The organism is Acinetobacter sp. CAU_H_78 (genome assembly GCF_058599365.1).
Genome location: NZ_CM178652.1, coordinates 710,082 through 722,338 on the forward strand (window position 1 = coordinate 710,082; position 12,257 = coordinate 722,338).

Consider the following 12,257-nt stretch of genomic DNA (forward strand, 5'->3'; position numbering starts at 1 on the left):
GAATAGGGCAATGTTGAAAAATTTAATGCTTGCTACAGTTCTAGGGATTTCTTTAGCGACACAAGCCGGCTTGGTCAGTCTTGATCCGCAGCAAATGACAGCAGAAACAGGTCAAGGCGGAGCGGATTTAAGCTGGACCTTGTCACTCAACCATCAATACGCTACTGATTTAACAAAATCTCAAATTTCTGAAACGGTCGCTAATAAGTTAGAAGTGTATTACAAGCCAACAACAGATTGTGGAATTAACACCTTGTTTTGTCGCTTGGCGATTTCTCCTAACAATCATGTCGATGCCCAAGGCAATAAAAAATGGCTGGTATTTAAAGGCATACAAGGCACCCTGCAAATTGATAAGTTTTCTATCGATGGCACCACGATTACTAATGCGGCAGGTGATCCTCAAACAGCCATGAAAATCACTTTTTATGATGATAAACCTTTAAAAATCAGAAATTTGGGTTTTAATACTTTGGCTATTGAAACCGGAACCGGTGAGGGCGATAAAGAAGGCTATGCCAATTCAGAGAAGTATACGACCTTCACCAATCGTGTTTATAAAGCGGACGGTACATATACCACTGCCTCAGCAGATGTTCCAGAATTTGACCGGGGGCGTGAGAAGGGCTTTATGGGTCTCAATATGCACGGCAACATGCACATGTCAGGAAACTTAAAAATATTTGGCTTTAACTGCTCAGCAGGGAGTGCACAAAGCCGTTGCTAACTGCATGGATGCAGCATAGGGATGAAAGAATGAAAAAAATAAAATCACAAATTAAATTATTAACGGCATGTGTCTGTTTGGCACAGCATAGTTATGCACTAGAGCTGATTGAAGAACAAGAATTGGGTCATATCACTGGTCAAGACGGTATTACGATTACACACGAGGTATCAAAAGTAGAAGTTGAACAGCTCAATTGGTATGACCCGAATGCTGATGTAAATACCAAGATGGGACTGGGATTGCATAAAGTAGAAATCTTAGGCAAAGATCAAAATGCGATTTTAAGCCAGCTTAAGTTTGATGTCGGTGCGACCGATGCTGGTGCAGGGATCCGTCTAGAAGCAAGCGTAGCTCCCTTTAGTGCCAATGCAGATTTTAAACTTGTGAGTAAGGATTGTGCTGGAACAAGCTGTGTCGAAAAAAATCAAAATTTGGGCAAATTAGGTCTTGCGATTGATAGCCCATTTAAAATGGTGCTTCAGACGACAGCAGGTTTATTCAATAAGAATGAAACAGCTACTATCGATTTTAATTTGCAAGATGCCACGATTAAACATACTTTAGGTACAAATAGCTTAGTTCTAGATAACTTTAATTTTAACTTCGCTGGTACGGGCTATATGTATATAGACCCGACACAAGGCATTGTACTCGCCAGTAAAAGTGGTACACAAGACCATCTAATTAATTTAAAACCAGTGGCTGTAGGAACAACTGGTGCGCAAACAGCTGGATTAAACTTTGATTTACGCTATCTGAATGGAGATGGCGATTTAAAAAATATCATGCGCTATGGTATTTCGGGTGCAGTGAGTAATGCACGTTTGTCGTTAGGTGCCGATCAGTCAAAACTGAATTCTTTTGATATAAGTAATAAAGTTGGTGGTGTGCTGACGCGACAAGATCAGAGTGTTTCAAGCTATAACGCAGGTGAAGGTGGCTTGCATCTTGGTTTATCAGCTGATTTTACCAATCAGGAAGTGGCAGCAGCACAGGGTTTAAAGCCAACGACTTTGGAAATTGGTCATACGGGTAAAGGAAGCTATGCAGTTCAGTTTAATGAATTACGTTCATTAACTGGAAAGAATAATGCTTATATTGATTTTGGCGATATTTATATCAATACAATTCAGGCACAGAGCCTAGAATTTTTAGTTAATGACAATATTAAGTCAACGCTTAGACGAAGTAATCCGATTTTGCAGCAAACTTTAAGCAGTACGTCTGCTAATCAGGACTTTGTACTAATTGCCATACGGGGTATGGATTTCCAGTCGATTGCAGCCAAAGCAAATTTTATTTCTAATGATACTGGTGTTATTTCCGGGAATAGTGGTTCTTGGGGAATTGGTATTCCAATTTACAACCTGAATGCCAATGTTGCCTTGTCGGGTACAAAATATGACGGTGACAAGAATGGTATTGCCTATAACGTAATGGCATCAACTGAAGGTTATGGAAAGGATGCCAAAACTGGAGCACCAAGTACAACTTCAATTCTTTTAATTGATGGTGGTGTAGAGAATGGCCATGCGCGAAACTATTATGCTGGCCTTCGAAATATTGATGCCTTTATTGAATCCAAAGGGGTGATTGGTTATGAAGATGAAGGCATCTATGTAAAAGCTGATAAATTGCTGATCGCAGCGAAAGCTGAAGTGGCAATTGGACAATTACCGGGATCTAAATATAACTGTGTATCAGGCAATAAATGTGATCAGTTTGTTCCTGATGACAACTTTTCTAAACGCGATGATGTATTAACAACAATTGCCATGATGCTTGATGGTAGTGGTGAGTTAATGATTATTCCGGGACTGGATGTAGCAGACGAAAATTATTTATCGTTGGATGCAAACTTTAAGTTCCGAACATTAACTTCTACAGAAAAAGATGATGTCAATAATCTTGGTAGTTATTTTAGTCTGATTAATGAAGATGTAGATAGCACAGGTGCAGTTCATACTTCTGCGATTAACTTTAATCGTATGGAAGGGAATTTAGGATTAATCACCAAAATAGGCGTGAGTGAAGATACTGTTACTTTAGATAATCAAATTAAATTTAATAAAGATCAGAAGATTATCGAGCCGTTTAGAACCAACATGGCCATGACCACAAATGGCAATATGCAGAATATAGCAACAATTGCACTCACAGGCGGAACCATGCGCAGTACGCTTGGCATTACACCGCGCTGAAATAAGGGATGATTTCATGAAAAAAATAATATTGAATAGCTTGATTGTCACTTTAATGGGCCTTACTCAACAGGCGATGGCTATGACAGCCTTAGACGATGAGGCTTTATCGGCAGTTGATGCACAGGCATTATTAAATTTGGAAAATGCTTATGATTCATCACAAGGGATTAACTTCCATAAGCTAAGTATTGAAGCTTTAATGGAATTGAACATTAATATCAAAACTTTGCAGCTCGGTTGTGGTGGAACTAATAACAGTATTGGGAATACCAATGGTTGTGATATTGATATTTCTAACCTGGCATTGAGTGGCTTAAATACCAGTCTTGATGATAAGGGTAACCCTGTCTTTTCAGGTGACCGTGCTAATACCAGCGCCAGTGTGAGTAATCCCTTTGTTGAGTTTGCAATTAAAAATGGCGGAAGTGCCTCTACTCGGGAAGTGGTCGGTTTCCGTCTAGGTGCAGATAAAATTGTCGGACTCTTAACCATGGGGACTGACAACATCGAAAATCCCAATGATGGCCTCAAAAGTTTTAGTGGTTATATGAAAATGGCGCAAACCACGGGTGAGTCTGTTACAAAAGCGGGAACCTTTGGTATTGCAAATGATGAAAAAATCTCAGGGAATCTAAAGGCTTTAGGACAAACACGTACTTTTACCAGTAAGCCAGGTGCTGATGGCCATACCGGGATTACAGTGCCTTCTATGCGGGTAGACTTCACCATGCCTGAGACTGTCGTGACTGGGCAACGCTTAAAGTCAGCGACTGTAAGTAATATCCGTTCTACTATTGCTTCGATTCCATTAGCAAAGGCTTTAACGGGTTCAACTTTGCCAAGTGACGTGATTGGTACACCAGATTTTTCCAATGATAAGCTATATGTGGAGTTTCCAGCTTTAATTAGTTTCCTGGGAATAAATCTTGGCGACCACTCATATTTCCAAATGGGAGCAGGTTCGAGTCTGGATAACCTGAATATGGACATCACCTTTGTCCAAGCTCTGAATATGATCCATAATATTCCATTAAATGGTACAGGCGGTTATTTGTCTTTACAGAGTCAGAATGTGCATTGGCAAGGTGCGGATGCGGCTGATATTGCCAAACCAGGCTGGTGGTTATCGTTTAAAGATCCGATTCAACTGGGTGTATTAAAAACCACAGATGAAGTTGATATTTCATTCGTGTTACCTCAGGTAGCAACTGCAATTTCTGAGTTTCTGTTACGTCCTGAAAACTTAATCGATGTGAGTGTGGGTGAGGCTTTAGGATCTCTTGCGAATGTCGCGGTGGTACGTAAATTGAATATTGATGTGGGTAAATTTACTAACTATGTAGATGGTACTCCTGCAACTTTAACCTTAATGGATAAGCTGCTACAGAACCAGAATGTGACCTCAAACTGCTTTGGCGGGCATAAGTTCTGTTAAGTTAGAGACATAAAAAAATCCCGCTTTAAGCGGGATTTTTTTATTGATTCAGAGAAAAATTATTTAGCAATTTTTGCCAGTAGTTCTTCTTTCGAAAGATTTACTGATTCTGCATCACGGCGACCTTTATATTCAAAAGTACCTGCATCCAGACCTTTTTCACCAATCACAATGCGATGTGGAATACCAGTCAATTCAAGATCGGAGAATTTCACACCTGGACGTTCATTGCGGTCATCAAGCAGTACATCGAAACCAGCAGCTTGCAATTCTGCATATAAGCTTTCAGCAGCTTCTAAAGTACGAGGTGATTTATGCGCATTCATTGGCACAATTGCCACTTCAAATGGAGCGATCGCTGCCGGCCAGATGATGCCTTTTTCATCGTAATTCTGTTCAATTGCAGATGCTACGACACGTGTCACACCAATACCATAACAACCCATGGTTACAGTGAATGGTTTGCCATCTTCACCTAAGACCTTACAACCTAAAGCTTCAGAGTATTTTTTGCCTAACTGGAAGATATGACCCACTTCGATACCACGTTTGATTTGAAGTGTACCTTTACCATCTGGAGAAGGATCGCCTTCAACCACATTACGCAGGTCATAAACTTCGCTAAACTGCGCATCACGTTCCCAGTTCACGCCAGTTGCATGCTTGTCTGCTTCGTTTGCACCTGCAACAAAGTCAGACAGTACAGAAGCAGCACGGTCAACAATCACTGTTAGGCCTTTTTCTACTAAGCCTTGTGGACCTACAAAACCAGCTGTTAAACCTAGTTCAGCAAGTTGAGCTTCAGTAGCAAAAGCCAAAGGCGCAGCAATTTTTGGATGCTTTTCGGCTTTAATTTCATTCAGTTCATGGTCACCACGAAGGAACAGGGCAACGACAGGAGCTGCTTTACCTTCTTCAGTTGCAACACCTTGAACCAGTAATGCCTTTACTGAATGCGCAGGATCAGTACCAAGGAAATTTGATACATCAGCAATGGTTTTTTGATTTGGGGTATCAACCACTTTCAGTTCTTGAGTCGGAGCAGCACGTTCGCCCACCAGAATCGCTTCAGCCATTTCGATGTTAGCCGCATAATCAGATTCAGTTGAGAAGGCGATATCATCTTCACCACTTGAAGCCAAGACGTGGAATTCGTGTGAACCTGAACCACCAATTGAACCGGTATCTGCCTGTACTGGGCGGAAATCTAAACCTAAACGGGTAAAGATCTTGCAATATGCTTCGTACATTTTGTCGTAAGTTTCTTGTAAAGATTCCTGATCTGCATGGAAAGAATAAGCATCTTTCATGATGAATTCACGTGAGCGCATTACGCCAAAACGAGGACGAATTTCGTCACGGAACTTGGTTTGAACCTGGTAGAAGTTTGCAGGCAATTGTTTGTAACTTTTTAGTTCGTTACGTGCCAGATCAGTGATCACTTCTTCATGTGTTGGGCCAAGTACGAAATCATTGGTATGACGATCTTTAAAACGTAATAGTTCAGGACCGTATTGCACATAACGACCAGATTCTTCCCAAAGAGAAGCTGGTTGAGTCACAGGCATCAAGACTTCGAGTGAACCTGCGTTATTCATTTCTTCGCGAACGATCGCTGCAACTTTATTTAATACGCGAACGCCCATCGGCAGCCAGGTGTACAAACCTGAAGCCAACTTACGAATCATACCGGCACGAAGCATCAGCTGATGTGAAATAACTTCAGCATCGTTCGGGGTTTCTCTCAACGTTGCAAATAAAAAGCGACTCGCGCGCATGGAAACTGTCCTAAAAAATTAAGCGTTAAAGCAGAGATTATACAATAAAAAATGAGGCGAACATTCTTGAATGTCACCTCATTGTGATGGTTTAAATTATGCCATGATTTTACGGGCTTGGCGCAGCATAAAATTCTTAAGGTCATCCAGGTAAGTGAATATCACTGGAACCACGACCAATGTCAGCAGGGTAGAGGTAATCACCCCACCGATCACGGCATGTGCCATAGGCGCACTTTGTTCCCCACCTTCACCTAAGCCCAGAGCGAGCGGTACCATTCCCATGACCATGGCACTGGTGGTCATCAGAATTGGACGTAAACGGGTTTTGCCAGCATTTAGAATCGCATCATACCGGGCTTCACCCCGATCCATGGCTTTCTTGATGAAGTCGATAAGCAGAATCGCATTTTTGGTCACCAGGCCCATCAGCATAATAATCCCGATAATCGAAAACAGGTTCATGGTTGAATTAAACAGGAACAGCGCAAGGAATACACCAATTAATGACAAGGGTAATGAAGCCATAATGGCAGCAGGGTGAATAAAGCTGTTGAACTGGGAGCCGAGTACGATATAAATGAATACAATTGACAGGGTAATCGCAGTCAGCGCATAACCAGCGGATTCTGCCATATCAGCATTGGCACCTTGGGTATCAAAACTATAACCCGGCGGCATGTCGAAACTATCCTGAAGTCTGCTGATATCGGTACCGATGTCACCTGCAGGGCGTCCAGAGGTATTTGCTTCAACCAGTACCTCACGCGCCAGATCTCGACGATTAATCTGAGAAGCTCCCATTTTTTCTTCAAAATTAGCAACGCTAGAAAGCGGGATCAAAATCGGCTGATTATTGCCATCCATTTTAGATGAAGTGATATACATATTTTGCAGATCACTTGGCAAAGTACGTCGGTCTTCAGTCAGGCGTAAGTTAACATCATAAGTTTCACCCTTTTCATCCTGCCACGTGGTGACATCATCGCCGGCAATCAGTGGGCGAACCACATTGGCAATTTGATTGACTGACAAACCAAGATCACTGGCCAGAACGCGATTGATTTGTACGCCTAAGGTCGGTTTCGGCTCTTTCAGTGAGGATTCCAGATCGACGATACCATCAATTTTAGTCATCTCGACCATAAAGCGATCAGAAATCTTCTGTAGTTCATTCAAATCAGGGCCTTTGATTGAAATCATAATCGGCTTTTGACCACCCGATACGGTTTCATCTGCGGAAGCGACTGAGGTAATAGTAATGCCGCCCACAGATTGTAAACGTTGACGGAACTCATTATTAAGATCATTCAAGCTTTTCTCGCGTTCAGTCCGCGGAGTCACAGTGACACGTAAGCTGACATGGTTTTTACCGCGATCGGTCACACCATTAATTACGCCGTAAGTTGCACGTACATCAGGATGCTGACGCACAATTTTATCGACCTGTTGTAGTTTGGCTTGTGAATATTCTAGGGAGGCATCGACTGGGGTTTCAAACTTGATCCGGATTTCACCTTTATCTGGTACAGGCACAAACTCGGTACCAATCAGTTTCGACAGGGCTAGAGCGCCAAACAGAGAAGCCACTGCAATTACAATAGTAATGAATCTAAAGCGCAAAGCCAGTTTCAGCAGTTTTTCATAGACATGACTTAAATTGTCTAATTTGCCTGAAATCCAGTTAAAGAAGCGTTTAATTCGTCCCGGCTTTTTATTGGGATCTTTTTTCTTTTCTGCCCAATGTGCAGATAGCATTGGATCCAGAGTAAAACTGACAAACATGGAAATCAGAACGGCGGTACTCACCGTCACACCGAACTGATAAAAGAAACGCCCAATAATCCCGCCCATAAATGCAACAGGCAAGAATACCGCGACAATTGTCAGTGTTGTTGCCAGAACGGCAAGACCGATTTCTTTGGTGCCGTCCAGCGCGGCAGTAACATGGTCTTTGCCCATATCGGTATGCCGTACGATATTTTCCCGTACTACAATCGCATCATCAATCAGCAGACCGATGCTTAAAGACAGGGCCAATAAGGTCATCATGTTAATACTGAAACCAAAAGCCCAGATAAAGGTCAAAGTTCCGAGCAAAGCGATCGGTAAAGTGAGGCCAGTAATGACCGTTGAGCGGAAAGAACCTAAAAATAACAGAACAATTAGGACAGCAAGAACTGCACCTTCGATAATGGTACGCGCCACATCACCAATGGTGCCGCGGATACTTTTTGAAGAATCCACCACAACTTTTAAAGTGGTTCCTTGTGGCAGTTGGGATTTGATGCTTTCAAGGGTTTTATAGGTACTGTCTACAACTTCAATGACATTAGAATCAGAGCTACGCAGGATATCAACTGCAACTGCAGCCTTGCCATCCAGGAAAGCACCAGTTTCAAGTTCTGCCTGACTATCTTCAATTTCTGCGACCTGTTTCAGAAAGATCGGTGCACCATTTTTATTGGCAATGACCAGATCACCAAAGGCGAGGGGATGCAGGACTTTGGAATTAATCTCGATCACCAGTTCCGAATTGCCAGATTTTAATGTACCGCCCGGAACTTCGATATTTTCAGATTTCAGAGTATTGATGACGCTATCCACGCCGATGCCAAAAGCTTGCAGTTTCTGTGGTTCAACCTGAATGCGAATCTGACGCTGTGCATCACCAAGCAGGTTGACGGTACCTACTCCCGGAACAGTCCTCAGTTGTGGAACTATGCGCTGATCCAGATAGGAACTCAGTGCTTTTAAGCCCATATTGTCAGACTCAAATACGATCGACATGATCGCATTGGCAGTCGGATCATAACGCTCGACGACTGGTTCCTGAATTTCATCACGGAATTCGGCGGTGACTGAAGCAATCTTGTCACGGACATCCTGTGCCGCCGTGGTAGAAGGCACTTCCAGATTGAATTCGGCCGTGATCATCGACAGGCCTTCACTGGATTGTGAAATTACCTGTTTTAAACCGGAAATAGTATTGATCTGGTCTTCGAGTTTTTTGGTAATTTCCGATTCAACGGTTTCTGGAGAGGCGCCTGGATAATTCGTATAAATTACGACAAAGGGGAAGTCAACATCCGGAAATTCTTCCACACCCATACGCTGCCAGGAAGCTAGTCCAAGTACCATCAAACAGAACATCATCATAATGGTGAAGACGGGATACTTCACACTAATTCGGGTAAACCACATATTAATGATCCTGTCTGATTAGTTGGAACGCAGCGTCACTGGCTTGTTGAGATCTGCCTTGGTAAATGGAATGCGACTGACCTGATCACCTGTCTCCAGACCCTGGATCACTGCCGTATTCTGGTTATAGCGCTGTTCCAGAACCTGAACATTCACTTTAATAATTTTGTTCTGGCGAATAACCCAGACATAAGGTTTATTCTGGATATCCTGAATGGTATCGAGGGGAATGATCTGACCAGAAACTTGTTGAGAACTCAGAATATTGCCTTCAACAAAAGAGCCAATACTTAAAGAGGGAATACTTTCATTCGGTCTGGCGAAGAATTCAATCTGGCGACTGGCTTGATCAGCGATTGGAGACACTCGGCTAATAGCAGCGGTAAATGTGTTTGGATTGCCCTGAATCTGGTATTCAATTTTGCTGCCTAAGCGTAGGCTGGACTGCATTTCGCTCGGGACACGGGCCTGAATTTCCAGTTGGTTTGGATTTACGATTTCAAACAGGGTTTGTCCGATCGCCACGGTTTGGCCGGGCTCAACCTGACGCTGGGTGATCACGCCACTAATCGGGCTGGTGATAATGCCATCACGATCGGCTTTTACGGCAATATCGACATTGGCTTGCTGTGCACGGACATTTTCAACCTGGGCCTGATAGTCAACCTGACTTTGCTCATATTCAACTTTAGAGATAAAGCCTTGGTCGAGCAGACGCTTTTTGCGCTGCATCATGTTGCGCGCCTGATTGGCCTGTGCCTGGGTAGATGCCAGATTGGCACGGGCCTGAGCCAGACGTGCGGCATTGTCCTGATTATTTAAGCGAACCAGTACCTGACCTTTAGCTACATTGTCACCTACCTGAGCATTAACGCTGGTGGCAGTGGCAGAAACCTGTGCCTGAATACTGCTTTGGTTGACTGCGCGGATAGTACCGGTAAATGCGGATTTCTGGACTGAAGTACCTGTTTTTAAGGCAACCAGATCCTGAGGAATCAGTTCAATTGTTTCTGGACTTTCGGCTTGCGGTGTAGATTCATTTTTATTGCAGCCGCTTAGAAAAAGACTTAAGCAAAGTGCACTCATCATTAATACAGAGCGCGAAGAAGGGGTCTTTGAAATATGAAAATGCTGTGCAAATGGCATATTAATCCTTTTCACTTGTGGTCGTTTAAAGCAACAACAAGTTATTTGTGTTTATTCAAGTGCTTTTAAACGGGCAATAATTCTGTCGTATTCCGCTTCCATATTTCGATAGCGAGTTTGTAAAGATTGAATATTTTCTTTTTGAGAAATCAGGTTTTTCTGGTTGTTTTCAAGGTTGGCTTTTAAAGAGGCCGGGGGATTATTGCCTTTACGTAAATATTCACGTTCTTGGCGTACAAACATGACCCGGTCTTGCTGCAACTGTTTCATCTGCTCTTGCTGAAAGGCAATCTGCTTTTTCAGTTGGCTCAGACTTTCATTCTTTTTCTGTAGAGCAACATGGCTATTGGTATAGGCACGTTTCAGTTTTTGATCTTCTGCAATGCGCTGAGCCTGCTGGGCACGTTGCGGCGCCTGTTTAATATCTTTATCGACATTATAAGGACGTGCACGTTTAATGACCTGCATATTCTGGTCAAGTGCCTCATAGCCAAAGCGGATATGGTTGGGGGTAACATTAGTACTGATATTGGCCACGCCTTTATTATCATAATAGCGGTACCAGGTGGCTTTTGGTGGCTGGTTAGTTGAGGCATAAGAAATGGTGACCTGAAGAAAAAGTGTCACTGCAAATATGAATCGGCCAGTCATTTTATTTTTATCAATGAAAGCAAGTTTTTCTGAAAACTGACTCATCATTGGCTCCCCAATTGAAAGTTGACTAAATTACTTATTTTAAAGTAATAATAATGCTATATTAGACTCAAATTCACGAATTAAAAACTACCATCAGTCAAAAAAAAAGCAATGACAAAATAAAAATGTGAAATGGTTAATGAAAACCCGCTATTTTTGCACACTTGTGTAGAAAATGTTCATTGATAATACAAGTAGATTTGTGTTAAAAATGTTTATCGATCGTAATAAAATAATCCTATGAGCCTTATGGCGCATCGTTTCTAAAATGGGAAGGGTCAAAATGGACGATAAATTCCAAAATCTAAAAGTTATGGTCATTGATGACTCAAAGACCATTCGTCGTACAGCAGAAACTCTTCTACAGCGCGAAGGATATGAAGTCGTGACTGCGGTAGATGGTTTTGAAGCTTTGTCAAAAATCGCAGAAGCCAATCCGGATATCGTATTTGTAGACATCATGATGCCTCGTCTAGATGGTTATCAAACTTGTGCGTTGATTAAAAATTCTCAAAATTATCAGAATATTCCTGTGATTATGCTTTCGAGTAAAGATGGCTTATTTGATCAGGCCAAAGGTCGTGTTGTTGGTTCGGACGAATACTTGACTAAACCTTTCAGTAAAGATGAATTGCTTAACGCAATCCGTAACCATATTAGTGCTTAATAATTGATTTTTTAGGGGAATTGGCATGGCGCGTATCTTAATCGTAGATGACTCACCGACAGAAACATTCCGTTTTAGAGAGATTCTTTCTAAACACGGCTTTGAGGTGATTGAAGCATCTAATGGTGCAGATGGGGTAACCATGGCTCAGGCTGAGTTGCCAGATCTGGTATTGATGGATGTGGTCATGCCAGGCGTGAACGGCTTCCAGGCAACACGTCAAATTGCACGTGGTGCAACCACCAAGCATATTCCGATTGTGATTGTAAGTACCAAAGATCAGGCCACTGACCGCGTTTGGGGTAAACGTCAGGGTGCCGCAGATTATCTTACAAAACCGGTAGATGAAAAACAGTTGATTGAAGTGATTAAGCACCACCTCAACGCAGGATAAGCT

The 12,257-nt window shown here is 42.4% G+C and carries 9 protein-coding genes; 5 read left to right on the forward strand and 4 right to left on the reverse strand.

Annotation, left to right across the window (positions count from 1 at the left end):
* Positions 1 to 10: 10 nt before the first annotated feature.
* The 3 genes from AC4MCD_RS03480 to AC4MCD_RS03490 are packed head-to-tail and all read left to right on the forward strand — an operon-like array spanning position 11 to position 4,369.
* On the forward strand, positions 11 to 727 hold the full coding sequence (locus AC4MCD_RS03480) for a hypothetical protein (RefSeq protein ID WP_419364583.1): 717 nt from the start codon (positions 11 to 13) through the stop codon (positions 725 to 727).
* A gap of 29 nt (positions 728 to 756) precedes the next feature.
* A complete protein-coding gene (locus tag AC4MCD_RS03485; RefSeq protein ID WP_419374748.1) occupies positions 757 to 2,931 on the forward strand; it encodes a DUF6160 family protein in 2,175 nt (724 codons plus the stop codon).
* Between the two features lie 16 nt (positions 2,932 to 2,947).
* Positions 2,948 to 4,369 (forward strand): hypothetical protein, encoded by a 1,422-nt coding sequence (locus tag AC4MCD_RS03490; protein WP_180159255.1) that lies wholly within the window; start codon positions 2,948 to 2,950, stop codon positions 4,367 to 4,369.
* 59 nt (positions 4,370 to 4,428) lie between these two features.
* Here the strand turns inward: AC4MCD_RS03490 and AC4MCD_RS03495 are convergent, their stop codons facing one another.
* The 4 genes from AC4MCD_RS03495 to AC4MCD_RS03510 all read right to left on the reverse strand — a co-directional run bounded on the left by AC4MCD_RS03495 (position 4,429) and on the right by AC4MCD_RS03510 (position 11,193).
* Positions 4,429 to 6,147 (reverse strand): proline--tRNA ligase, encoded by a 1,719-nt coding sequence (locus tag AC4MCD_RS03495; RefSeq protein ID WP_419374749.1) that lies wholly within the window; start codon positions 6,145 to 6,147, stop codon positions 4,429 to 4,431.
* Positions 6,148 to 6,243: 96 nt separating this feature from the next.
* Positions 6,244 to 9,351 carry an efflux RND transporter permease subunit gene (locus tag AC4MCD_RS03500; RefSeq protein WP_419374750.1) on the reverse strand — a complete coding sequence of 1,036 codons (3,108 nt, stop codon included), beginning with the start codon at positions 9,349 to 9,351 and terminating at the stop codon, positions 6,244 to 6,246.
* Between the two features lie 18 nt (positions 9,352 to 9,369).
* Positions 9,370 to 10,497: an efflux RND transporter periplasmic adaptor subunit gene (locus tag AC4MCD_RS03505; RefSeq protein WP_419374751.1), complete on the reverse strand. Its 1,128-nt coding sequence runs from the start codon at positions 10,495 to 10,497 to the stop codon at positions 9,370 to 9,372.
* A 51-nt stretch (positions 10,498 to 10,548) separates the two neighbouring features.
* Positions 10,549 to 11,193: a hypothetical protein gene (locus AC4MCD_RS03510; protein ID WP_419364573.1), complete on the reverse strand. Its 645-nt coding sequence runs from the start codon at positions 11,191 to 11,193 to the stop codon at positions 10,549 to 10,551.
* A 283-nt stretch (positions 11,194 to 11,476) separates the two neighbouring features.
* On the opposite strand from AC4MCD_RS03510, the gene pilG reads away from it, so the two are divergent.
* Positions 11,477 to 11,860, forward strand: a complete 384-nt coding sequence (gene pilG / locus AC4MCD_RS03515; RefSeq protein WP_004784987.1) for a twitching motility response regulator PilG — start codon at positions 11,477 to 11,479, stop codon at positions 11,858 to 11,860.
* A gap of 25 nt (positions 11,861 to 11,885) precedes the next feature.
* A complete protein-coding gene (locus AC4MCD_RS03520; RefSeq protein WP_004784985.1) occupies positions 11,886 to 12,254 on the forward strand; it encodes a response regulator in 369 nt (122 codons plus the stop codon).
* Positions 12,255 to 12,257 lie beyond the last annotated feature (3 nt).

What these genes read in the sequence shown, in the direction of transcription:
- pilG (WP_004784987.1), top strand. Translation starts at nt 11,477, where the DNA reads ATGGACGATAAATTCCAAAATCTAAAAGTTATGGTCATTGATGACTCA.
- AC4MCD_RS03500 (WP_419374750.1), bottom strand. Translation starts at nt 9,351, where the DNA reads ATGTGGTTTACCCGAATTAGTGTGAAGTATCCCGTCTTCACCATTATG.
- AC4MCD_RS03520 (WP_004784985.1), top strand. Translation starts at nt 11,886, where the DNA reads ATGGCGCGTATCTTAATCGTAGATGACTCACCGACAGAAACATTCCGT.
- AC4MCD_RS03505 (WP_419374751.1), bottom strand. Translation starts at nt 10,497, where the DNA reads ATGCCATTTGCACAGCATTTTCATATTTCAAAGACCCCTTCTTCGCGC.
- AC4MCD_RS03510 (WP_419364573.1), bottom strand. Translation starts at nt 11,193, where the DNA reads ATGAGTCAGTTTTCAGAAAAACTTGCTTTCATTGATAAAAATAAAATG.
- AC4MCD_RS03485 (WP_419374748.1), top strand. Translation starts at nt 757, where the DNA reads ATGAAAAAAATAAAATCACAAATTAAATTATTAACGGCATGTGTCTGT.
- AC4MCD_RS03495 (WP_419374749.1), bottom strand. Translation starts at nt 6,147, where the DNA reads ATGCGCGCGAGTCGCTTTTTATTTGCAACGTTGAGAGAAACCCCGAAC.
- AC4MCD_RS03480 (WP_419364583.1), top strand. Translation starts at nt 11, where the DNA reads ATGTTGAAAAATTTAATGCTTGCTACAGTTCTAGGGATTTCTTTAGCG.
- AC4MCD_RS03490 (WP_180159255.1), top strand. Translation starts at nt 2,948, where the DNA reads ATGAAAAAAATAATATTGAATAGCTTGATTGTCACTTTAATGGGCCTT.